A 22,736-nucleotide genomic window follows, 5' to 3' on the forward strand; every position below is an offset into this window, starting at 1 on the left:
TTCCCGATGGCCCGTCCCCGTTTTCTTCCCGACAACTTCACGCTCGCGCTCGTGGGCACCGTCGTGCTCGCGAGCCTGCTGCCCTGCCGCGGCCCGGCCGCCCATGCGTTCAATTGGGCGACCAACGTCGCCGTCGGCCTGCTGTTTTTCCTGCACGGCGCGAAACTGTCGCGCGAAGCCGTCGTCGCGGGCGCGACGCACTGGCGGCTGCACGCGCTCGTGCTGCTCAGCACGTTCGCGCTGTTCCCGCTGCTCGGTCTCGCGCTGAAACCCGTGCTGCAGCCGCTCGTCACGCCAACGCTGTATGCGGGCGTGCTGTTCCTGTGCACGCTGCCGTCGACGGTCCAGTCGTCGATCGCATTCACGTCGATCGCGAAGGGCAACGTGCCGGCCGCCGTGTGCGCGGCATCGGCGTCGAGCCTGCTCGGGATCTTCGTCACGCCGGCGCTCGTCGGGCTGATGATCACGTCGCAGTCGGCCGCGGCCGCGTCGCCGTGGAGCACCGTCGGCAGCATCGTGATGCAGTTGCTCGTGCCGTTCATCGCCGGCCAGTTGCTGCGGCCCGTGATCGGCGGCTGGATCGACCGCAATCGCGGCGTGCTGCGCTTCGTCGACCAGGGCTCGATCCTGCTGGTCGTCTACGTCGCGTTCAGCGAGGCGGTCAACGAGGGGCTGTGGCACCAGATTCCGCCGCGCGCGCTCGGCGGCCTCGTCGTCGTCAACCTCGTGCTGCTCGCGATCGCGCTGCTGCTGACCGCGTTCGTCAGCAAGCGGCTCGGCTTCAACCGCGCCGACCAGATCACGATCATTTTCTGCGGATCGAAGAAGAGCCTCGCGGCCGGCGTGCCGATGGCGAAGGTGATCTTCTCGGCGAACGCGGTCGGCGCGATCGTGCTGCCGCTGATGCTGTTCCACCAGATCCAGCTGATGGCGTGCGCGGCGCTCGCGCAGCGCTGGGGCGCCCGCGACACGCGCGGCGAGGACGAGGGCGACGCGACAGCCGCGTCCGGCGCGCTGAGCACGAGCAAACGCTGACGCGTCCGGGGGGCGCGATGGCCGCTGCTGGCAGCTTTCCGCCTCTCGCCTCTCGCCTCTCGCCTCTCGCCTCTCGCCTCTCGCCTCTCGCCTCCCGCCTCCCGCCTCTCGCTTCCCGCTTCCCGCTTCCCGCTTTCCGCCCCAACCAGCCCCGGCCGGGCGCGATGCACCGGCAACGCCCATCGCGTCACGAAATCTTCATTCAATTCTCCGCAAGCGCTGCCGTTAAGCTGGGCGTCCCGTCGATTCGGCTGCCCTCGCCCATGCCCGCGCTCCACTCCGATCCCGCTGTCGCCCGCACCACGCGCCTGATCGCGGATCGCGCGCTCGCCGCCGTTTTCCAGCCGATCGTCGATCTCGGATCGGGGACGGTCGTCGGTTACGAAGGGCTGATCCGCGGGCCCCGTGGCACCGACCTCGAGCCGCCCGCCGCCCTGTTCGCGCAGGCCGCGCGCGAAGGCGAAACCATCGCGCTCGAACGGGCCGCCGCGCTCACCTGCCTCGACGCGTTCGCGGCGCTCGGCTGCGACGGCAAGCTGTTCCTCAATTTCAGCGCGGGCACGATTCTCACGCTCGCCAGCGAACGCGAGCGCGCACACCAGTTCCTCGGTCGCGCACGGGTCGGCGCCGAGCGCATCGTGATCGAGCTCACCGAGCAGAACGCGATTCCCGACGTCGCGCACATCGGGCCGGCCGTCGCGTCGCTGCGCGACGCCGGCATCCAGTTCGCGCTCGACGACTACGGCACCGCGAACGCGAGCATGAACCTGTGGCTGCGCCTGCACCCGGACGTCGTGAAGATCGACCGCTTCTTCATCCACGACATCGCGCGCGACCCGCTCAAGTTCGAGGCCGTGAAGGCGATGCAGCACTTCGCGCACGCGAGCGGCGCGAAGCTGATCGCGGAAGGCATCGAGAACGAATGCGACCTGATCGTCGTGCGCGACATGGGCATCTGCTGCGTGCAGGGCTTCCTGCTCGGCCGGCCGGACGCGCAGCCGTCGCGGGTGGTCGCGCCAGCCGCGCGCGATGCGATCCGCGCGCCGCACATCGCGGTGTTTCCCGGCGTGACGCGCGCGGTGCGGCCGGCCGGCACGATCGCCGGGAAAATGCTCGTGCCCGCCCCGGCGCTGCCGCGCGACGCGACCAGCAACGACGTGCTCGACCTGTTCAACCGGATGCCCGACCTGCACGCGGTCGCGCTCGTCGAGCGCGGGCGGCCCGTCGCGCTCGTGAATCGCCGCGGCTTCATCGATCGTTTCGCGCTGCCGTATCACCGCGAGGTATTCGGGAAGAAGCCGTGCCTGCAGTTCGCGAACGATACGCCGCTGATGATCGACAACGCGACCACGTTCGAGCAACTCGCGATGCTGCTCGCGAGCCACGACCAGCGCTATCTCGCCGACGGCTTCGTGATCACCGAACACGGCCGCTATGTCGGGCTCGGCACCGGCGAAAGCCTCGTGCGCGCCGTGACCGAGATGCGTATCGAGGCCGCGCGCTACGCGAATCCGCTGACGTTCCTGCCCGGCAACATCCCGATCAGCGCGCACATCGACCGGCTGCTCCAGCGCGACGCCGGCTTTCACGCATGCTACGTCGATCTGAACCAGTTCAAGCCGTTCAACGACCAGTACGGCTACTGGCAAGGCGACGAAGTGCTGAAGTTCGCCGCGACGGTGCTGGCCGGCGTGTGCGATCCGCAGCGCGACTTTCTCGGCCACGTCGGCGGCGACGATTTCCTCGTGCTGTTTCAGCGCGACGACTGGCGCGAGCGCGCCGCCGACGCGATCGCGCGCTTCAACGACGGTGCGCAGCTCTTCTACACGCAGGCCGACCGGCTAGCGGGCGGGCTGCGCGGCGAGGACCGCCACGGCAACCCGGCGTTCTTCGGCTTCGTGACGATGGCGATCGGCGCGGTCGGCGTGCCGGCCGGCGCGCACGGCGCGAAACGTTACGGCAGCGACGAGATCGCGTCGGTCGCAGCGCTCGCGAAGCGGCGGGCCAAGCAACAGCCGGACGGGCTCGCGGTCGTCGACCTCGATGCCGGCCGCGCGGCGTTGCGCCATCGCGGCGAACCGCCGGCCATGGCGATGGCGACGGGCTGAACGGCGAACGGTCGACGGTTGCGCACTGGTTGCGCACGGAAAGCGCCCGCGCACCAGGCGACCCGCCCGATGCCCGTCCCGCGCAAGGTCGGGCTGTGGCGCCACGGCTTGCCGCCGTCGCACGCGACGGCCACCGCACGCCGCACCGTCACGCCGGTCCGCGGCACGCGCCCGCGGCCGCCGCTTTTTCCTGCGCTCGGGCTGCACCGCCCGACACCCACACGCCCACCTTGCCTTTCTCTCGTTTTGTTTAGTATTTTTAGTAACGGCGTTTTCGCAGATTAGTGCCTAAACAGCCGTTATTCGCGGGTATTCCCCGGTTATCCGGCCCGAATTCCGCGATAATTTTTACTATACAATCGCTTCCACCCTAAACAAACCGGACCCCGAACGAACGATGGGTACGACCATTCGCGATGTGGCGCGGGCGGCAGAGGTTTCGATCGGCACCGTCTCGCGCGCGCTGAAAAACCAGCCTGGCCTGTCCGAAGCAACGCGTGCACGCATCGTCGAGATCGCGCGGCAGCTCGGCTACGATTCCGCGCAGTTGCGGCCGCGCATCCGCCGGCTCACCTTCCTGCTGCACCGCCAGCACAACCGCTTTCCCGCGAGCCCGTTCTTCTCGCACGTGCTGCACGGCGTCGAGGACGCCTGCCGCGAGCGCGGCATCGTGCCGACGCTGCTCACGGTCGGCCCGAACGACGACGTGCTGCGCCAGATGCGCCCGCACGCACCCGACGCGATCGCGGTCGCCGGCTTCATCGAGCCCGAGACGATCGAGGCGCTCGCCGCCACCGGCCGGCCGCTCGTGCTGATCGACCTGTGGGCGCCCGGGTTGCGCTCGGTCAACATCGACAACGCGACGGGCGCGGCGCTCGCGATGCGCCACCTGCTCGCCACCGGCCGCTCGCGGATCGCCTTCATCGGCGGCTCGGCCGCGCACTACAGCATCGCGCAACGCGCGATCGGCTATCGGCGCGCGTTCTTCGAAGCCGGGCGGCTGTTCGACCCCGCCTACGAAGTGACGATCGACGCGGGGCTCGACCCCGACACGGGCGCCGCGCGTGCGATGGAGCAACTGCTCGACGCGCCCGGCCCGCGCCCGGAAGCCGTGTTCGCGTACAACGACGCGGCGGCGCTGGCCGCGCAGCGCGTGTGCCTCGCGCGCGGCCTGCGGATTCCGGACGACATCGCGATCGTCGGCTTCGACGACATCCCGGCCGCCGCACACGCGAGCCCGCCGCTCACGACGCTCGCGGTCGACAAGGAAGCGCTCGGCCGCCGCGGCGTCGAACTGCTGCTCGCCGAAGCGCCCGAGCGCACCGAGATTTCCCTGCCCGTCGAGCTGATCGTGCGGGCCAGCAGCCAGCCCGCCGGCTCCCCGGCACTCGATACCGCCACGGTCCAAGAATCATGAACATGCCCCCGGTCCAATCCCGCGCCGCCGCGCCGGTCAGCCACGCGCAAGCGGCACCGTTCGTCGCGAGCTTCCGCGACCCGTCGTTCCTGCTGTCGCACGTCGAGGACACGCTGCGCTTCTACGCGGCCCACGCATTCGACCCGACGGGCGGCTTCCACCATTACTTCCGCGACGATGGCAGCGTCTACAACCGCACGTCGCGCCACCTCGTCAGCAGTTGCCGGTTCGTCTTCAACTACGCGATGGCGTACCGCCATTTCGGCGACCCGCGCCACCTCGACTACGCGCGCCACGGGCTGCGCTTCCTGCGCGACGCGCACTGGGACGATGCGCTGCAGGGTTACGACTGGGAGCTCGACTGGCGCGACGGCGCGAAGCACGCGACGCTCGACGGCACGCGCCACTGCTACGGGCTCGCGTTCGTGCTGCTCGCGGCCGCGCACGCGACGATGGCCGGCATCGACGAAGCGCGAGCGCTGATCGCCGCAACCTACGAACTCGCCGAGCACCGCTTCTGGGATGCGGCCGCGGGCCTGTATGCGGACGACGCGACGCCGAACTGGCACGTGTCGTCGTATCGCGGCCAGAACGCGAACATGCACATGACGGAAGCGCTGCTCGCCGCCTACGAGGCGACCGGCCACCTCACGTACCTCGATCGCGCGGAAAAGCTCGCCTCCCACATCACGCAACGCCAGGCCGCGCTGTCGGGCGGGCTCGTGTGGGAGCACTACCATGCGGACTGGTCGATCGACTGGGACTACAACAAGGAAGACAGCTCGAACATCTTCCGTCCGTGGGGCTTCCAGCCCGGGCATCAGACCGAATGGGCGAAACTGCTGCTGATCCTCGAGCGGCACCGCCCGCTCGACTGGCTCGCGCCGCGCGCGGCCGAACTGTTCGATGCGGCGCTCACGCACGCGTGGGATGCCGATCACGGCGGCCTCTGCTACGGCTTCGGCCCGGACTTCACGATCTGCGACCACAACAAGTATTTCTGGGTGCAGGCGGAAACCTTCGCGGCGGCGGCGATGCTCGGCGCGCGCACCGGCAGCGAGCGCTTCTGGGACTGGTACGACGAGATCTGGCGCTACAGCTGGGCGCATTTCGTCGATCACCGCTACGGTGCGTGGTACCGGATCCTCACCTGCGACAACCGCAAGTACAGCGACGAGAAGAGTCCGGCCGGCAAGACCGACTATCACACGATGGGCGCATGCTACGACGTGCTCGCGACCCTCGCGCGCATGCAACGCAGCGAGCCGACGCAATGAGCGGCGGCACGTTTCCGGCTTTCGTGTCGGCGGGCGACATCCTGACCGACATGGTGCGCGCAGGCGACGCGCAGTGGACGTCGGTGCCGGGCGGCGCCGGCTGGAACGTCGCGCGCGCGGTCGCCCGGCTCGGCGTGCCGAGCGCGCTCGCCGGCTCGATCGGCGAGGACTGCTTCTCCGACGTGCTGTGGCGCACGAGCGAAGCGGCCGGGCTCGACCTGCGCTTCCTGCAGCGCGTCGCGCGGCCGCCGCTGCTCGCGATCGTCCACGAGACGCGCCCACCCGCGTACTTCTTCATCGGCGAAGCGAGCGCCGACCTCGCGTTCGATCCCGCCCGGCTGCCGGCCGGCTGGACCGATCACGTGAAATGGGCGCATTTCGGCTGCATCAGCCTCGTGCGCGAGCCGCTCGCGGGCACGCTGGCCGCGCTCGCGGCCGATCTGCATGCGCGCGGCGTGAAAATCAGCTTCGATCCGAACGTGCGCAACCTGATGACGGCCGCATACCGGCCGACCTTGGAGAAGATGGCTGCGCTTGCCGACCTGATCAAGGTGTCCGACGAAGACCTGCGTCACCTGTTCGGCGGCGACGGCCCCGACGCGATCGCGGCGGTGCGCGCGCTGAACCCGCGGGCGGCCGTGCTCGTCACGCGCGGCGCGCAGGCGGCGACGCTCCATGCGGACGGCGACGTGTACGAGGCCAGCCCGCCGCGCGTCGAGGTGGCCGACACCGTCGGCGCGGGCGACGCGTCGATCGGCGGCCTGCTGTTCAGCCTGATGGCCGCGCCGCAGCGCGGCTGGCGCGAGCATCTCGCGTTCGCACTGGCGGCCGGCGCCGCCGCGTGCCGGCACACGGGCGCGCATGCGCCGACGCTCGACGAGGTCGTCGCGCTGCTGGAAAGGTGACGGGCAGGGGCGGCGCGGTGATCGGTCGCCGATAAGCGGCGCTGTACATGCTGCGCCGCAGTGCTACGATGAAGTGTCCTATTGCGGGAGAGGCACGATGGACACGAACACGTTCACCAAAGGCATCTACACGGCCAAGGCGCATACGCACCGCGCCGACAACGGCCAGTTCCAGGGCTACGTGATCCTCGCGCGGGACGACGGCGACGAGACGGAGAACATGCGCTACGACGTCCACACGACGAGTTCGAGCGAGGAAGAAGCGTTCGAGGAGGCGAAGGCGCTCGCGCACCGGATCCTCGGCGAAATTGAACTGTAATGCGCGAACTGTAACGCGCGAACTGTAACGCGCGAACCGCAATGCGCGCCGTCACGCGCGCGCCGTCATCGATCGTTCCTCGTGCGCGCGTCGCGGCCCGGCCGCGACGCGCCGCCGCCTTCGGCTCAGAGCAGCCGCGCCACCATCGACACCAGCATCGTCAGCACCAGCGTCGACATGAACGGGAACGGATAGCGCCGCCCGCCGAGCGTCAGCGTGACGTCGCCCGGCATCCGCCCGATGCCGAGCTTGCCGAGCCACGGCCAGCAGCGCGTCAGGATCATCACCGCCACGAACGACGCCATCAGCCAGCGCAGCATCTGCGGCTCCGGTCAGAGCGCGTGCGAGCGGTCGCCGCGCGCGAACGCGTCGAGCGTGCCGTCGATCCCGCGCGAAAACGCGATCACCTTGAACAGCTCGCCCATCTCGGCCTCCGAGATCAGTTTCTGCACCGCGTTCGCGGCCGGCAGGAACGCGCGGATGTCGGACGGGTCGATCGCGGCCAGCGCGTCGGTGATGCCTGCGTTCAACAGGAAGCGCGCCTGCGACGTGTAGCCGAGCAGATCGGCGCCGGTCGCGACGCCCGCGTCGTAGATGCCGGTGAATTCGACGTGCGCGGTGATGTCCTGCAGGCCCGGGTACGCGAACGGGTCGTCGTGCGCGTGGTGACGGTAGTGGCACATCAGCGTGCCGCGGTCGCGCTGCGGGTGGTAGTACTCATGCGCGGGAAAACCGTAGTCGAGCAGCAGCACCGCGCCGCGCGCGAGCATCGTGCAGACGGTGCGCGTGAACGCGAGCGCCGCCTCGTGCGTTTCGGTCACGTAGCCATCGCCGACGTCGAGCGCCGCGAGCGCCGCCGGCAGGCCGGCTGCGCCGACCGGCCGGTCGTCGAACACGAACGCCTGCCGCGCGTCGAGCGCGACGCCGCGCTCGCGCCATACGCCGTCCGCCTTCGCGAACAGCCGCACCGGCATCGCGTCGAGCACTTCGTTGCCGACCACGACGCCGTCGAACCGCTCGGGCAGCGCGTCGAGCCAGCGCACCTTCGCGGCCAGCGCCGGCACCGCGGCTTCGATCGTCTCGCGCTGCCGTTCGCGCAACTCGCCGGACAGGTCGACGATCAGGTATTCGTCGAGTTCGACGCCCGGCGCGTCGAGCGCCGCGAGCAGCCCGGCGGCGAGCTTGCCGGTGCCGGCGCCGAATTCCATCACGCGGCGCGTGCCGCTCGCCGCGAGCGCCTCGGCCACCGGTTGCGCGAGCGTCCGCGCGAACAGCGGCGACAACTCGGGGGCGGTGACGAAATCGCTGCCGTCGTCGGCGCGGCGCCCGAACTTGCGCGCGCCGCCGCTGTAATAGCCGAGCCCCGGCGCATACAGCGCACGCTCCATGAAGCGGTCGAACGGCAGCCAGCCGCCGGCCGCCGCGATCTCGTCGCGCAGTTGCGCGGCAAGGGTTTCGGACTGCGCGAGCGCGTCGGGGCCGGGAGCAGGTAAACTAGCGGGTTCGTGAGCTTTCGGGTTCATCCCGGCATTGTAAATGACCGTTTCAGCCGATACGTCGACCCCACGCGTGGTGCTCGTCACGGGCGCCCTGGGCAGCACGGCCGACGCCGCGTCGATCGGCCGCGCGCTCGCGACGGGTTTCGCACGCCGCGGCTGGGACGTCGCGCTGCAGCGCAGCCACGGCGCGCCGCGCGCGGCCGCCGACGCGCTCGTCGCCGAAGTCGCGGCGCTGGGCCGCCGCGCGGCCGTGCTCGACGCCGATCCGGCCCTGGAAGCCGATGCCGCGGCCCTCGTCGCCGCATGCGGCGACGCGCTCGGCCGGCCCGCGTGCGCGGTGTTCGTCAGCGCCAGCGCAGGCGCCGACGACGCGCACACGGTCGACGGCGCGTCGCTCGCCGCCGCGCTCGCGCGCAACGTGACGGCGCCGCTCGCGCTGGCCCGCGCGCTCGCCGATGCGACGCCCGACGCCGCGCGCGAGCACGAAGCGCTGCGCGCGTGCGCGATCCACGTACTGGATCAGGCCCTGTTTCACCCGGCACCGGCGCAGCTGTCGCACGCGCTGATGCAGGCCGCCTTGAACCGCGCGACGTCGGCGCTCGCGCTGGCGCTCGCGCCGAAGGTGCGGGTCGCGGCGCTCGTGCGCGGCCACGCGCCGCACGCGGACGACATCGCGGCGGCCGCCTGCTATCTCGCGAGTGCGCCCGGCGTGACGGGCGCGACGCTGACCGTCGACGGCGGCGAGCACCTGGTGCCGCCCGCCGCCGGCCCGAATGAATGAACCGCGCGGGCGCGGCGTGACCGCCGCCGCCCGCGCCGCTTTGCGTGCGCGCACGCCAATTTGACTGGGACGACCATGTTTTCCGCTCTCCTGCACCCCCGCCTCGCGGATTGCCGCAGGCTCTACCTGCGCGACTACGAGGTGCACATCAACATCGGGGCCTTCGAACACGAGAAGCGCGGCGAGCAGCGCGTCGTCATCAACGTCGACCTGTTCGTGCCGCTCGCGCAGTCGACGCCCGTCGACGACCGGCTGCACGAAGTCGTCGACTACGATCTGATGAAGCAGAGCGTCGCGCAATGCCTCGCGCGCGGCCACATCCACCTGCAGGAAACGCTGTGCGACTCGATCGCCGCGCACCTGCTGGCGCACGATGCCGTGCGCGCGGTACGCGTCCGTACCGAGAAACCGGACGCCTATCCGGACTGCGACGCCGTCGGCGTCGAAGTCTTTCGCATCAAGGACGAGGAGCGCGCATGAACGCCCCCCACATGAACGACACGGCGGCCGACGCCGCCACGCTGGACGAAGCCGCCGCCCCGGCCGGCCGCCAGGCGCTGACGCGCCGCGAGCAGAAGGAAGCGTACGAGAACAACAAGCTGTTCAAGCGGATCGTGCGCCAGGTCGGCCAGGCGATCGGCGACTACAACATGATCGAGCAGGGCGACAAGGTGATGGTGTGCCTGTCGGGCGGCAAGGACAGCTACGCGATGCTCGACGTGCTGCTGCGCCTGCGCGAGCGCGCACCGATCGACTTCGACATCGTCGCGGTGAACCTCGACCAGAAGCAGCCGGGCTTCCCCGAGCACGTGCTGCCCGAATACCTGAAACAGGTCGGCGTGCCGTTCCACATCGAGAACCAGGACACCTACAGCATCGTCAAGCGGCTCGTGCCGGAAGGCAAGACGACCTGCTCGCTGTGCTCGCGGCTGCGCCGCGGCATCCTGTACCGCGTGGCCGGCGAGCTCGGCGCGACCAAGATCGCGCTCGGCCATCACCGCGACGACATCGTGCAGACGCTGCTGCTCAACATGTTCTACGGCGGCAAGCTGAAGGGGATGCCGCCGAAGCTGCAGTCGGACGACGGCAAGAACATCGTGATCCGCCCGCTCGCGTACGTGAAGGAAACCGATCTCGAGAAATACGCGGAGCTGCGCGAATTCCCGATCATCCCGTGCAATCTGTGCGGCAGCCAGCCGAACCTGAAGCGCGCGGAAATGAAGGCGCTGATCCGCGAATGGGACAAGCGCTTCCCGGGCCGCGTCGACAACATGTTCAACGCGCTCGCGAAGGTCGTGCCGTCGCACCTGATGGACACGACGCTGTACCCGTTCCAGTCGCTGCGCGCGACGGGCGAAGCCGATCCGCAAGGCGACATCGCGTTCGACGAGGAGCCGTGCGCGTCGGGCGACGACTCGGCCGCGCCGGGCGCCGCGCAACCGATCTCGATCGTCCAGTTCGACGACCTGTAAGCAGGGCCCGAACACCCGCCGGAAGCGGGCGCCGAGCGCCCTTTCCGGCGTGGCGCGCCCGCTGCGGCAGGCCCGGAACGGCGGGGGCCGCATGCTAAAATGGACGGCTTCGAACTCCCTGACCAAGCGCGCGCCATGAATATCGTGATTTTGGCGGCAGGCACCGGCAAGCGCATGCGTTCCGCGCTGCCGAAAGTGCTTCACCCCCTGGCCGGCAGGCCGCTCCTCTCCCACGTCATCGACACCGCGCGCACGCTGCAGCCGTCCCGGCTCGTCGTCGTCGTCGGCCACGGCGCCGAGCAGGTCCAGGCCGCCGTCGCCGCACCCGACGTCCAGTTCGCGGTGCAGGCCGAGCAGCTCGGCACCGGCCATGCGGTCCGTCAGGCGCTGCCGCTGCTCGATCCCGCCCAGCCGACGCTCGTGCTGTACGGCGACGTGCCGCTCACGCGCGCGTCGACGCTGCGGCGCCTCGTCGATGCCGCGCGCGAAGGCCGCTACGGGATCCTGACCGTCACGCTCGACGAGCCGACCGGCTACGGCCGCATCGTGCGCGACGCGGCCGGCTTCGTCACGCGCATCGTCGAGCAGAAGGATGCGTCGCCGGAAGAGCTGAAGATCGCCGAGATCAACACCGGCATCATCGTCACGCCGACGGCCCAGCTGTCGATGTGGCTCGGCGCGCTGAAGAACGAAAACGCGCAGGGCGAGTACTACCTGACCGACGTCGTCGAACTCGCGATCGAGGCCGGCTTCGAGGTCGTCACGTCGCAGCCCGACGACGAATGGGAAACGCTCGGCGTGAACAGCAAGGCGCAGCTCGCGGAGCTCGAGCGCATTCACCAGCGTAACGTCGCCGATGCGCTGCTCGCCGACGGCGTCACGCTCGCCGATCCGGCGCGCGTCGACGTGCGCGGCACGCTGCGCTGCGGCCGCGACGTGTCGATCGACGTGAACTGCGTGTTCGAAGGCAACGTGACGCTCGCCGACAACGTAACCGTCGGCGCGAACTGCGTGATCCGCAACGCGTCGATCGGCGCGGGCACGCGCATCGACGCGTTCACGCACATCGACGGCGCCGAGCTCGGCGCGCACACCGTGATCGGCCCGTACGCGCGGCTGCGCCCCGGCGCGCAGCTCGCGGACGAAGCGCACGTCGGCAACTTCGTCGAGGTGAAGAACGCGGTGATCGGCCACGGCTCGAAGGCGAATCACCTCACGTACATCGGCGACGCCGACATCGGCGCACGCGTGAACATCGGCGCGGGCACGATCACCTGCAACTACGACGGCGCGAACAAGTTCCGCACCGTGATCGAGGACGACGTGTTCGTCGGCTCCGACACGCAGCTCGTCGCGCCCGTGCGCGTCGGCCGCGGCGTGACGATCGCCGCCGGCACGACGATCTGGAAGGACGTCGCCGAAGGCGTCCTCGCATTGAACGAGAAGACGCAGACCGCGAAGAGCGGCTACGTCCGCCCGGTCAAGAAGAAGAGCTGAACCTTTTGCGGGCGCCCGCGCGGCGCCCGCGTCGACTGACAGGATTGACCATACATGTGCGGCATTGTCGGCGCAGTTGCGCAACGTAATATCGTCCCGGTGCTGATCGAAGGATTGCGGCGCCTCGAATACCGCGGCTACGACTCGTGCGGCGTCGCCGTGCTCGAACCGGGCGCGCCGAAGCGCGCGCGCAGCGTCGCGCGCGTCGCCGATCTCGACGCGCAGGTGCGCGAGACGCACCTCGAAGGCACGACCGGCGTCGCCCACACGCGCTGGGCCACGCACGGCGCGCCCGTCACGCACAACGCGCACCCGATCTTCTCGTCGAACGCGCTCGCGCTCGTGCACAACGGCATCATCGAGAACTTCGAGCCGCTGCGCGAAGCGCTGCGCGCGAAGGGCTACGAATTCGTGTCGCAGACCGACACCGAAGTGATCGCGCACCTCGTGCACAGCCTGTACCGCGGCAACCTGTTCGACGCGGTGCGCGAAGCCGTGCACCAGCTGCACGGCGCGTATGCGATCGCCGTGATTCACAAGGACCAGCCGCACACCGTCGTCGGCGCGCGCCAGGGTTCGCCGCTCGTCGTCGGCCACGGCGACGGCGAGAACTTCCTCGCGTCCGATGCGCTCGCGCTCGCGGGCAGCACCGACCGCTTCACGTTCCTCGAGGAAGGCGACGTGTGCGAGCTGTCGCTCGACGGCGTAACGATCGTCGATCGCCACGGCGCCACCGTGCAGCGCGAAATCCGCGTCGTCAGCGCCTACGGCGGCGCGGTCGAGCTCGGGCCCTATCGCCACTTCATGCAGAAGGAAATCTTCGAGCAGCCGCGCGCGATCGGCGACACCGTGCCGCAGACGGACGCCTTCGACGCGACGCTGTTCGGCGACGCCGCACCCGCCGCGTTCGCGCAGATCGACAGCCTGCTGATCCTCGCGTGCGGCACGAGCTACTACTCGGGCCTCACCGCGAAGTACTGGCTCGAATCGATCGCGAAGATCCCGACCCAGGTCGAGATCGCGAGCGAATACCGCTACCGCGAGTCGGTGCCGAACCCGCGCCAGCTCGTGCTCGTGATCTCGCAGTCGGGCGAGACGGCCGACACGCTCGCGGCGCTCAAGCACGCGCAGTCGCTCGGCCACACGCATACGCTCGCCGTGTGCAACGTCGCGACGAGCGCGATGGTGCGCCTGACCGACATGCAGTTCCTGACGCACGCAGGCACCGAGATCGGTGTCGCGTCGACGAAGGCATTCACGACGCAGCTCGTCGCGCTGTTCGTGCTGGCCGCGACGCTCGGCAAGCTGCGCGGTCACGTCGACGCCGCGCAGGAAGCGCAATTCCTGAAGGAGCTGCGCCACCTGCCGGCCGCGCTGAACAGCGTGCTCGCGCTCGAGCCGCAGATCATCGCGTGGTCGGAGGAATTCGCGCGCAAGGAAAACGCACTGTTCCTCGGCCGCGGGCTGCACTACCCGATCGCGCTCGAAGGGGCGCTCAAGCTGAAGGAAATCTCGTACATCCATGCCGAGGCCTATCCGGCCGGCGAGCTGAAGCACGGGCCGCTCGCGCTCGTCACGGAAGCGATGCCGGTCGTCACGGTCGCGCCGAACGACACGCTGCTCGAGAAGCTGAAGTCGAACATGCAGGAAGTGCGCGCGCGCGGCGGCGAGCTGTACGTGTTCGCCGATGCCGACACGCAGATCGTCAACGACGACGGCCTGCACGTGATCCGGATGCCGGAACACTACGGGCAACTGTCGCCGATCCTGCACGTCGTGCCGCTGCAATTGCTTGCGTATCACACCGCGTGTGCGCGCGGCACCGACGTCGACAAGCCGCGCAACCTCGCGAAATCGGTGACGGTGGAGTAAGGCTGCCTGGCCGGACGGGCCGTCGCCGGTCCGTCCGGGCGTCGCATCGGCGTGCGGCAGGCCATCCGGCCAGGTCGAAATAGGTACCACTTAGTGGCATATAATCCAGTGCCACGCCCGGCCGGCTCGACAGGCCCGCTTCCGTACGACGCGTCTTCATGTGGAGATTTGCAGTGGCTAAAACGCGATTCAAGCGCGACGCGACGGAGGCGGTCCACAGCGCCGCATCGGGGCTTTATCGCGCCAACCTGATCGACAAGAAGACGATGCGCGAATACGACGATCTCTGCATCGAAGCCGCGCCGCAATTCGCTCCGGAAGCGATCGCCCGCATTCGCAAGTCGGTCAACGTCAGCCAGAGCGTGTTCGCGCTCTACCTGAACACGACGACGTCGACGATCCGCCAATGGGAACAGGGCGACAAGCGGCCGAGCGGCATCGCCGCGCGCATGCTCCAGATCGTCGAGAAACACGGGCTCGAGGTGTTCTCCTGAGCCGGCATTCCCCGAATGCACAGGGTCGGCCCCGGCAGGGCGCGCCGCAACGAATATGACGGAGAGACAATGGTAAGACTGTTTGGATGCGGATTGCTGGCGCTGACGTTCGCGTCGACGGGCTGGGCCGCCGAGCACTACGTCGAGGTCTGGAACCCGCCCGAGGCGCGTCAGCCCGCGGCTCGGGCGCAGGATGCCCGCACACCGGCCGCCCGCCCGGGCGCCGACGCGCGCACCGGCAAGAGCGCGGAGAAGCACGCGAGCGCCACGCCGAAGGCCGCCGCGAAACCGCACAAGCGCCGCGTCGCGCAGGCCATGAAGGCCGGCTCGCACCGCCCGGCGGCCGCCGCGACCGACACTCCGGCCGCCCCGCGCCCCGTTGCGCAACCCGCGCCCGGGCGTCTCACGGTGATGCAGCCCGCCGCGCCGGACACGACGCGCGCGCTCACCTTCTCCGACATCCCGCGTCAATACACGCCGGACGGCAACGTGCTGCAAGTCGGCACACAAGGCCGCTCCGCGAAGGTGACCCGATAATGGAAGCGCAGACCTACCGCGGCTACCAGATCTGGGGTCATGCGATCCTGCAGCAGGAGGAGATCATGCAGCCCGAGCGCTTCGCGGCGAGCGGCACGATCACGCAGAACAACCGGCTCGTCGAGGCCTCGGGCGTGCTCGGCGTGTTCGACACCGAGGACGACGCGCGCGAGGCGGGACTCGAATGGGCGCGCGCGTGGATCGACAACCACGCCTGACCGACACCGCCGCATGCATCCCGAATGAAAGAAGGGGCGTCCATGACGCCCCTTCTTTCATTCGAACCGGGAAGCCCGGAGACACTCACGCCGCGGCGCGCGGCGGCCTCACCGTCTGCCGCGGCCGGCCGACGAGCCGTGCCAGCACGACGATCGCCGCGAGCGTCGCGACGTACGCGGCGATCTGGATGCCCGCCGGACGCGCGGTATAGCCGATCAGCGTATGCAGCGCCTTGCCGACGATGCTCGACTCCTTGAGCAGCCACGACGTGTCCCAGACCGCATCGCCCCACGACGGCACGAGGCCGGCGGCCAGCAGGAAGCCGACGCACTGGCTCGCCATGCCCGCGGCGAGCAGCACGATCAGCCCGTTGGTGACGGAGAACAGGCGCTTCAACGGAATCTGCAGCAGGCCCGCATACATCGCGTAGCCGAGCCCGGCGCCGCCGAGCACGCCGAGCAGCCCGCCGGCGATCATCTGCGGCGTCTGGCCCGGGTCGCCCGCCGCGATCCCGTACAGGAACAGCACGGCCTCGGACCCCTCGCGCAGCACCGCGACGCCGACCACGATCGCGAGGCCCGTCAGCGGCCGGCTGCCTTCGGCGACGGCCCGCCCGACCTGCCCCATGTGCAGCGCCATTTCGCGGCCGTGCCGGCTCATCCAGATGCAGTGCCACGCGAGCATCAGCGTCGCGACGAACATCACGCCCGCGTTGAAGACTTCCTGGCCCATGCCGGACGCCCATTGCGAGATCGCGTCGGCGAACGCCGCGATCAGGCCGGCGCCGACCACGCCGCCGACCAGCCCGCCGCCTACCCACCAGCCGCGCCGCGGCACGCCCTTCGTGGCGGCCATCACGATCGAGACCACCAGCGCGGCCTCGAGCACTTCACGAAAGACGATCAGGGCAGTAGACAGCATGTCGGTATCGGCTTACTTGACGGTCAGATGCGTCTTCGACTGCGCTTCGTGATACTCGTCGTGGAACTCGTAGGTCCCGGCCTTCAGCGGCCCGACCAGAATCTCGACCGACTTGCCGGCCGGCACGACCTTCTCCGCCTTGAAGTCGTCGCTTTCGAATTCAGCGGGCGTCGCATCGAGGTTCTTCACGACGAACTTCACCTTCTTGCCGGCGGGGATCGTCACGCCCTCGGGCGAAAACTTGTGGTCCTTCAACGTCAGGTTGACGACATCGTCGGCAGCGAAGGCGGACGCGGCCGAGGCGCCCAGCAGGGCCAGTGCGAAACCGATAGCGAAACGGGTCATGTGCGTAATGAACGGAAATATTGAAGGGAATCGATACTAAGATCGATTCGCATTTTCACCTCGCAGTACCCTCACTTCGATCATGGAAATCGTACGCCGTCGATCCCAAGTGCGCTTTGTCGCGCAAGGCTCCGCGAGAATTAGCCGACAATGTGCAGTCGTCAATCGGGAAAAATTCGGACTGACCCGCGCGCGCAAATGACCATTCGTCAGACCTCAGCATTACAAATCGCCGATGCGATGCCATCAACCGCATGCGACGCTTGACCTTCCCACCGTGGCAAGCTTCATGCTGAACGTACTCGTCAATCACTCACCGGAGAGAACACGATGGAATTCGAAGTCCAGGACATGACCTGCGGCGGCTGCGCCAACGCCATCACACGTGCGGTGACCGCCGCCGACCCCGCCGCGAAGCTCGACATCGACGTCGCGGCGAAGATCGTCAAGGTCGACTCGGCGCAAGGCGTCGAGCGCGTGCGGTCGATCATCGAAGCCGCCGGCTTCCATCCCGCACTGCGCACCGCGTAACGCGCGCCCAGGGCCGCGGAGGTCATTGCGGGCGCAGCGCCGGACGGCGACGCGCCCGCATCCGGCGGCCTGTCAACGCAGCCGGATCAGCGTCGACTTCAGTTCGGTGTACTTCTCGAGCGCATGCAGCGACTTGTCGCGGCCGTTGCCCGACTGCTTGTAGCCACCGAACGGAAAGTTCATGTCGCCGCCCTCGTCATAGCAGTTCACCCACACGGTACCTGCACGCAGCCGGCGCGACACGTCGTGCGCGGTCGTCAGGTCCGACGTCCACACGGCCGCGGCCAGCCCGTATTCGGTATCGTTCGCGATCCTGACGGCCTCGTCGACGTCGTCGAACACGATCACCGACAACACCGGCCCGAAGATTTCCTCGCGCGCGATCTTCGCATCGGGCTTCACCTCGAACACCGTCGGCTCCACGTAGAAGCCGCCCGTTTCCGCGTTCACGCGCGCACCGCCGGTGACGAGCCGGCCTTCGCTGCGCCCCGCCTCGATATAACCGAGCACGCGTTCGAGCTGGACGCCGTCGACGATCGCGCCCATCGATACCGACGGATCGAGCGGATTGCCCGGCACGTACGCGCGGGCGGCCGCGACGAGCTTCTCGATGAATGCGTCCTTGATGTCGCGATGCACGAGCAGCCGCGAGCCGGCCGTGCACATCTCGCCCATGTTGTAGAAGATCGCGCCGGCCGCCGTTTGCGCCGCGCGGTCGAGATCGGGGCAGTCGGGCAACACGATGTTCGGCGACTTGCCGCCGAGCTCGAGCCACGCGCGCTTCAGGTTCGACTGCGCCGCGTACTGCATGATCAGCTTGCCGACCGCCGTCGAGCCGGTGAACGCGATGCAGTCGACGTCGCGATGCAGCGCGAGCAGCTTGCCCGGTTCGCCCGCGCCCGGCACGACGTTGAACACGCCGGCCGGCATGCCGGCCTCGAAGGCGAGCTGCGCGACGCGGATCGCGGTCAGCGGCGATTTCTCCGACGGCTTCAGCACGACGCTGTTGCCGGCCGCGAGCGCGGGACCGAATTTCCATGCGGCCATCAGGATCGGGAAGTTCCACGGCACGACGGCGGCCACCACGCCGACCGGTTCGCGCGTGACGAGGCCGACGAGATGATGATCGGCCGGCGCGACCTCGCCGCCGACCTTGTCGATCGCCTCGGCGAACCATTCGACGCAGTATGCGGCGCCCGGCACGTCGACCGTCGTCGTGTCGCCGATCGGCTTGCCCGCGTCGAGCGTTTCGAGCAGCGACAGTTCGTCGAGATGCTCGCGCATCAGCGTGGCCCAGCGCAGCAGCACGGCCTTGCGCGCACGCGGGTTCAGGCCGGCCCACACCCCTGCGTCGAACGCGCGGCGGGCCGCCGCGACGGCGGCGTTCACGTCCGCTTCGCCGCAGTCGGCGACCTTCGCCAGCACGCGGCCGTCGATCGGGCTCACGCAGTCGAACGTCCTGCCGTCGTGCGCGTCGCGCGATGCGCCATCGATGAATGCGCGCCCTTCGATCGCGAGCGACGCCGCCTTGTTTTGCCAGTCAGCCAAAGTCAACTTGTTCATCAGGATGCCTCAATGGTTTGGCATTCGCGATGCGGTGCGCCGCGCGCCTGGCGCGCAGCCGGCCGGCGGCGAATGCGGTGACGCGCGGTCAGAAGGTCGCCGGCGAATTGGCCGACACGATCTCGCAGAGCAGTTCCGCGCTGGGATTGCGAAAACGATGCGGCAAGCGGCTTTCGAAGTAGTAGCCGTCTCCGGGGTCGAGCAGCCACGTCGCGCCGTCGACGGTCAGCTCGAGCCGGCCGGACACGACGACGCCGCCCTCGTGCCCCGCATGCACGAGCATCTCGGGCCCCGTGTCGGCCAGCGGCTGGTAAATCTCGCGCAGGATGCACATGTTGCGATCCTTCACGTTCGCGCCGACCAGGTGAAACGCGAGCGAATCGTTGCCGAGGTTCGGCATCTCGTCGCGACGCGACACGACCGCGCGCGATTCGACGAGCTCGAACGTAAAGAACTCCGCAAGACTCATCGGGATGCATTCGAGCAGTTTCTTCAGCGACCCGACCGACGGGCTCACGCGGCCCTGTTCGATCAGCGAGATCGTGCCGTTGGTGACGCCGGCGCGTTTCGCGAGTTCGCGCTGCGACAGGCCATGCTTGTTGCGCACGAAACGCAGGCGCTCGGCGACTTCGGTGGACATCGATTCGGTTTCGGACACGATAAGTGCGATGACAAAGTGAAACGACGCATGGGACAGCCGTTGAATATTCTAATCACTTTATGCCGCACATCAGCGGGGAAAACCCTGAAAGGCGTTCGAAATAATGAACGGCGCGCCGACCATTCCTTTTGCGAATCTTTTGTTCGCACTGCTCGGGAAAGCCCTGATGCAGGACCATTAAAAAACATTTGACGCCGTTATTGGCTCGTATATGCTGGCTCTCAGGTCAGCGTCATCAGGCTTTCACAGGCCTCGAAAAGCGTTATCGCAACGCAGCAGTCGATGCCCGTCAATGCACATGACGCCGGGCCGGCACCTTGATTATTTTAAACGCCCCGCGCGTCGAAACGATCAGGTGTTCAATACTTTCAACAAACCAGTCGAGTGTAATCGTGAGAGTCCGTGGCCCTCTGGTGAGGTGGGATCGAGGCGATGTGCGAAGTTTGCGCAGCGCCGTTCCCGCTTCCGACGGCAGTTGCGGCTGGCATAGTCCTCGCCTGCTTCACCTGTCGATCTACACCATCCTGTCCCGTCGTTCCGTTCGGCGCCACAACGCCGTTTCCGCACGCGCATTCGTCGCCGTCGATACCGACGAAGTGGCGTCGCTGCTGCCGTAGCGCCTCTCCTTTCTTCACGTCGTTCGTTTCGTCCGTCGATTCGCCAACCGCATCGTCCGTGCGGTGACGGAACGCGTTCGCGCATTCGTTGCGGCGTCGCGTATCGCGATGAAACGAACGACGGCCTGACCGTCGCGCGCAGCGCGGATCGCCACGCCATCCCGTTGCGCCCATTCACCAGCGGCCGTGCGCCCAACGCCCGGCTGCGGGGTCGTGTCGCGCCCGCGTTTTGCCGCATTCGGGCCGACGTGCGTCACGTCCCTACGGATTACTGATTGACGTCATGGAAAGGAAACCTCTCGTCGGCATCACCGCCGACTTCACCCAGATCGGCGCGCACGCGTCGCATACGGTCGGCGACAAATACGTGGCCGCGATCGTCGACGGCGCGCAAGCGCTCGCGATGGTGCTGCCGGCGCTCGGCGAACGGCAGTCGACTGCCGACGTGCTCGACGCCGTGGACGGGCTGTTGTTTACCGGCAGCTACTCGAACGTCGAGCCGCATCGGTACGGCGGCGAGCCGAGCGAGCCCGGCACGAAGCACGACCCCGCCCGCGACGCGACGACGCTGCCGCTCTTGCGTGCGGCCATCGTCGCGGGCGTGCCCGTGCTCGCCGTGTGCCGCGGCTTCCAGGAGCTGAACGTCGTTTGCGGCGGCACGCTGCACCAGCGCGTACATGAAGTGCCCGGCTTCGCCGATCACCGCGAGGACGACGACGCGCCGATGGATACGCAATACGGCCCCGCGCACGTCGTGCGCCTGACGCCCGGCGGCCAACTGCATGCGCTCGCCGGCGGCCGCGACGAAGTGCACGTGAACTCGCTGCACAAGCAGGGCGTCGCGCAGCTCGGCTCCGGCCTCGCCGTCGAGGCCGTCGCGCCGGATGGCCTGATCGAGGCCGTGAGCGTCGTTGACGCACCCGCGTTCGCGCTGGCCGTGCAGTGGCATCCGGAATGGCGACACGCGCAGGACCCGCTGTCGAGCGCGATCTTCCGCGCGTTCGGCGATGCGTGCCGCGCCCGCCGCGCCGAACGCACGCGTGCCATGGCCGCCGCCGCGCTCGCATGAGCGCGCCAACCAGACAACGAGAACAGACATGCAAGACATCGAAGGCTTTCTGAAGCAGCACCGGATTACCGAGATCGAAGCGATCATTCCCGACATGGCCGGCATCGCGCGCGGCAAGATCACGCCGCGCAACAAGTTCACGTCCGGCGAATCGATGCGGCTGCCGCAGGCCGTGATGGTGCAGACCGTCACCGGCGACTATCCGGAAGACGGCTCGCTGACCGGCGTGACCGACCCCGACATGGTGTGCGTGCCCGACACGTCGACCATCCGCCTGATCCCGTGGGCCGTCGACCCGACCGCACAGGTGATCCACGATTGCGTGCATTTCGACGGCTCGCCGGTCGAGATCTCGCCGCGCTACGTGCTGCGCCGCGTGCTCGACCTGTACAAGGCAAAGGGCTGGAAGCCGGTCGTCGCACCCGAGCTCGAGTTCTATCTGGTCGACATGAACAAGGACCCCGACCTGCCGCTGCGCCCGCCGGTCGGCCGCACGGGCCGCCCCGAAACGGGCCGCCAGTCCTATTCGATCGAGGCCGTCAACGAATTCGATCCGCTGTTCGAGGACATCTACGAGTACTGCGAATCGCAGAACCTCGACATCGATACGCTGATCCACGAAGTCGGCGCCGCGCAGATGGAGATCAACTTCATGCACGGCGACGCGCTGTCGCTGGCCGACCAGGTGTTCCTGTTCAAGCGCACGGTGCGCGAGGCCGCGCTGCGCCACAACATGTACGCGACGTTCATGGCCAAGCCGATGGAAGACGAACCGGGCTCGGCGATGCACGTGCACCAGAGCATCGTCGACGAGGAAACGGGCCAGAACCTGTTCACGTCGCCGGAAACAGGCGGCGCGACGTCGATGTTCTACAACTATCTCGCGGGGCTGCAGAAGTACACGCCGGCGCTGATGCCGATCTTCGCGCCGTACATCAACTCGTATCGCCGCCTGTCGCGCTTCATGGCCGCGCCGATCAACGTGCAGTGGGGCTACGACAACCGCACGGTGGGGTTCCGCATCCCGCATTCGGGCCCGGCCGCACGCCGCATCGAAAACCGCATCCCGGGCGTCGACTGCAACCCGTACCTCGCGCTCGCGGCGACGCTCGCGGCTGGCTATCTGGGCATGACGCAGCGCCTGGAGCCGACCGAGCCGCTCGTCAGCGACGGCTACAGCCTGCCGTACCAGTTGCCGCGCAACCTCGAGGAAGGGCTGACGCTGATGGCCGCGTGCGAGCCGCTCGGCGAGATCCTCGGGCACAAGTTCCTGAAAGCGTATTTCGCGCTGAAGGAAACCGAATACGAAGCGTTCTTCCGCGTGATCAGCTCGTGGGAACGCCGCCATCTGCTGCTGCACGTGTAAGCGTGCCAACCGCATACGGAATCACGGAGGAAACATGACTTACCGCAATGAATCGGCCTGGATCCAGCCGGCCGCGCCGACCGCCACGGCCGCCGCGCCGCGCGCGACGCAGGCACGCTCGACCGCCGAATACCGCGCGCTCGACGCCGCGCATCACATCCACCCGTTCTCGGACATGGGCGCGCTCAATCGCGCGGGCAGCCGCGTGATCGTGAAGGCCGACGGCGTCTA

At 68.5% G+C, this 22,736-nt stretch carries 24 protein-coding genes and 1 pseudogene; 19 read left to right on the plus strand and 6 right to left on the minus strand.

The annotated features are described in order from the left end of the window. Positions 1 to 6: 6 nt before the first annotated feature. The 6 genes from WT97_RS31665 to WT97_RS31690 all read left to right on the plus strand — a co-directional run bounded on the left by WT97_RS31665 (position 7) and on the right by WT97_RS31690 (position 7,061). On the plus strand, positions 7 to 1,035 hold the full coding sequence (locus tag WT97_RS31665) for a bile acid:sodium symporter family protein (protein ID WP_059793574.1): 1,029 nt from the start codon (positions 7 to 9) through the stop codon (positions 1,033 to 1,035). Between the two features lie 263 nt (positions 1,036 to 1,298). Then, a complete protein-coding gene (locus WT97_RS31670; RefSeq protein ID WP_060355114.1) occupies positions 1,299 to 3,143 on the plus strand; it encodes a phosphodiesterase in 1,845 nt (614 codons plus the stop codon). Positions 3,144 to 3,540: 397 nt separating this feature from the next. Continuing rightward, positions 3,541 to 4,560 (plus strand): LacI family DNA-binding transcriptional regulator, encoded by a 1,020-nt coding sequence (locus WT97_RS31675; protein ID WP_059506458.1) that lies wholly within the window; start codon positions 3,541 to 3,543, stop codon positions 4,558 to 4,560. Beyond that, positions 4,557 to 5,837 (plus strand): AGE family epimerase/isomerase, encoded by a 1,281-nt coding sequence (locus tag WT97_RS31680; protein ID WP_059506460.1) that lies wholly within the window; start codon positions 4,557 to 4,559, stop codon positions 5,835 to 5,837. The genes WT97_RS31675 and WT97_RS31680 overlap by 4 nt, the downstream gene beginning before the upstream one ends. After that, positions 5,834 to 6,742, plus strand: a complete 909-nt coding sequence (locus WT97_RS31685; RefSeq protein WP_060355115.1) for a carbohydrate kinase — start codon at positions 5,834 to 5,836, stop codon at positions 6,740 to 6,742. Before WT97_RS31680 ends, WT97_RS31685 begins: the two co-directional genes overlap by 4 nt. Positions 6,743 to 6,839: 97 nt before the next feature. Continuing rightward, positions 6,840 to 7,061, plus strand: coding sequence for a hypothetical protein (locus WT97_RS31690; RefSeq protein ID WP_034208564.1), 222 nt, complete (start codon positions 6,840 to 6,842; stop codon positions 7,059 to 7,061). Between the two features lie 125 nt (positions 7,062 to 7,186). Here WT97_RS31690 and WT97_RS31695 read toward each other — a convergent pair whose 3' ends face one another. Then, on the minus strand, positions 7,187 to 7,381 hold the full coding sequence (locus tag WT97_RS31695) for a DUF2905 domain-containing protein (protein WP_006484654.1): 195 nt from the start codon (positions 7,379 to 7,381) through the stop codon (positions 7,187 to 7,189). 12 nt (positions 7,382 to 7,393) lie between these two features. Next, a complete protein-coding gene (locus WT97_RS31700; protein ID WP_060355116.1) occupies positions 7,394 to 8,584 on the minus strand; it encodes a class I SAM-dependent methyltransferase in 1,191 nt (396 codons plus the stop codon). 13 nt (positions 8,585 to 8,597) lie between these two features. Here WT97_RS31700 and WT97_RS31705 point away from each other — a divergent pair, with 13 nt between their 5' ends. From WT97_RS31705 to WT97_RS31740, 8 genes are all read left to right on the plus strand, one after another. Then, a complete protein-coding gene (locus WT97_RS31705) occupies positions 8,598 to 9,341 on the plus strand; it encodes an SDR family oxidoreductase (RefSeq protein WP_059506466.1) in 744 nt (247 codons plus the stop codon). Positions 9,342 to 9,416: 75 nt separating this feature from the next. Further along, a complete protein-coding gene (locus WT97_RS31710) occupies positions 9,417 to 9,821 on the plus strand; it encodes a dihydroneopterin aldolase (RefSeq protein WP_027785625.1) in 405 nt (134 codons plus the stop codon). Then, the gene (gene ttcA, locus WT97_RS31715; RefSeq protein ID WP_060355117.1) at positions 9,818 to 10,813 is read left to right on the plus strand and encodes a tRNA 2-thiocytidine(32) synthetase TtcA; all 996 of its coding nucleotides are present in this window, start codon (positions 9,818 to 9,820) and stop codon (positions 10,811 to 10,813) included. Before WT97_RS31710 ends, ttcA begins: the two co-directional genes overlap by 4 nt. A gap of 135 nt (positions 10,814 to 10,948) precedes the next feature. Continuing rightward, positions 10,949 to 12,310: a bifunctional UDP-N-acetylglucosamine diphosphorylase/glucosamine-1-phosphate N-acetyltransferase GlmU gene (gene glmU, locus WT97_RS31720; protein WP_060355118.1), complete on the plus strand. Its 1,362-nt coding sequence runs from the start codon at positions 10,949 to 10,951 to the stop codon at positions 12,308 to 12,310. A 54-nt stretch (positions 12,311 to 12,364) separates the two neighbouring features. Beyond that, positions 12,365 to 14,182, plus strand: coding sequence for a glutamine--fructose-6-phosphate transaminase (isomerizing) (gene glmS, locus WT97_RS31725; protein ID WP_059793497.1), 1,818 nt, complete (start codon positions 12,365 to 12,367; stop codon positions 14,180 to 14,182). A 173-nt stretch (positions 14,183 to 14,355) separates the two neighbouring features. Beyond that, positions 14,356 to 14,676: a DNA-binding transcriptional regulator gene (locus tag WT97_RS31730; protein WP_060355119.1), complete on the plus strand. Its 321-nt coding sequence runs from the start codon at positions 14,356 to 14,358 to the stop codon at positions 14,674 to 14,676. Between the two features lie 69 nt (positions 14,677 to 14,745). Next, positions 14,746 to 15,213 (plus strand): hypothetical protein, encoded by a 468-nt coding sequence (locus WT97_RS31735; RefSeq protein WP_059506490.1) that lies wholly within the window; start codon positions 14,746 to 14,748, stop codon positions 15,211 to 15,213. Next, positions 15,213 to 15,431 carry a hypothetical protein gene (locus WT97_RS31740; RefSeq protein ID WP_059506475.1) on the plus strand — a complete coding sequence of 73 codons (219 nt, stop codon included), beginning with the start codon at positions 15,213 to 15,215 and terminating at the stop codon, positions 15,429 to 15,431. The genes WT97_RS31735 and WT97_RS31740 overlap by 1 nt, the downstream gene beginning before the upstream one ends. A gap of 85 nt (positions 15,432 to 15,516) precedes the next feature. On the opposite strand, the gene WT97_RS31745 is transcribed toward WT97_RS31740, so the two are convergent. Then, positions 15,517 to 16,353 carry an FTR1 family protein gene (locus WT97_RS31745; RefSeq protein ID WP_059506477.1) on the minus strand — a complete coding sequence of 279 codons (837 nt, stop codon included), beginning with the start codon at positions 16,351 to 16,353 and terminating at the stop codon, positions 15,517 to 15,519. Positions 16,354 to 16,365: 12 nt separating this feature from the next. After that, the gene (locus WT97_RS31750; RefSeq protein WP_059506479.1) at positions 16,366 to 16,698 is read right to left on the minus strand and encodes a cupredoxin domain-containing protein; all 333 of its coding nucleotides are present in this window, start codon (positions 16,696 to 16,698) and stop codon (positions 16,366 to 16,368) included. A 330-nt stretch (positions 16,699 to 17,028) separates the two neighbouring features. Here WT97_RS31750 and WT97_RS31755 point away from each other — a divergent pair, with 330 nt between their 5' ends. After that, a complete protein-coding gene (locus WT97_RS31755) occupies positions 17,029 to 17,229 on the plus strand; it encodes a heavy-metal-associated domain-containing protein (RefSeq protein ID WP_059793491.1) in 201 nt (66 codons plus the stop codon). Between the two features lie 72 nt (positions 17,230 to 17,301). Here WT97_RS31755 and WT97_RS31760 read toward each other — a convergent pair whose 3' ends face one another. Together WT97_RS31760 and WT97_RS31765 are read right to left on the minus strand one after the other, a co-directional pair. Continuing rightward, on the minus strand, positions 17,302 to 18,792 hold the full coding sequence (locus tag WT97_RS31760; RefSeq protein ID WP_059793489.1) for an aldehyde dehydrogenase: 1,491 nt from the start codon (positions 18,790 to 18,792) through the stop codon (positions 17,302 to 17,304). Between the two features lie 88 nt (positions 18,793 to 18,880). Then, positions 18,881 to 19,432 carry a cupin domain-containing protein gene (locus WT97_RS31765; RefSeq protein ID WP_059793572.1) on the minus strand — a complete coding sequence of 184 codons (552 nt, stop codon included), beginning with the start codon at positions 19,430 to 19,432 and terminating at the stop codon, positions 18,881 to 18,883. Between the two features lie 455 nt (positions 19,433 to 19,887). Here WT97_RS31765 and WT97_RS35080 point away from each other — a divergent pair, with 455 nt between their 5' ends. From WT97_RS35080 to WT97_RS31785, 4 genes and pseudogenes are all read left to right on the plus strand, one after another. Further along, complete coding sequence (locus tag WT97_RS35080) at positions 19,888 to 20,070, plus strand: hypothetical protein (protein ID WP_006488040.1); 183 nt, start codon at positions 19,888 to 19,890, stop codon at positions 20,068 to 20,070. A 283-nt stretch (positions 20,071 to 20,353) separates the two neighbouring features. Next, positions 20,354 to 21,139 (plus strand): gamma-glutamyl-gamma-aminobutyrate hydrolase family protein, encoded by a 786-nt coding sequence (locus tag WT97_RS31775; protein WP_060355120.1) that lies wholly within the window; start codon positions 20,354 to 20,356, stop codon positions 21,137 to 21,139. A gap of 28 nt (positions 21,140 to 21,167) precedes the next feature. Then, positions 21,168 to 22,505 (plus strand): glutamine synthetase family protein, encoded by a 1,338-nt coding sequence (locus WT97_RS31780; RefSeq protein ID WP_034208577.1) that lies wholly within the window; start codon positions 21,168 to 21,170, stop codon positions 22,503 to 22,505. A 34-nt stretch (positions 22,506 to 22,539) separates the two neighbouring features. Then, a pseudogene (locus WT97_RS31785) lies at positions 22,540 to 22,736 on the plus strand (aspartate aminotransferase family protein); the annotation flags it as partial.

The sequence above is a fragment of the Burkholderia sp. MSMB1459WGS genome (assembly GCF_001534535.1).
Lineage (GTDB): Bacteria > Pseudomonadota > Gammaproteobacteria > Burkholderiales > Burkholderiaceae > Burkholderia.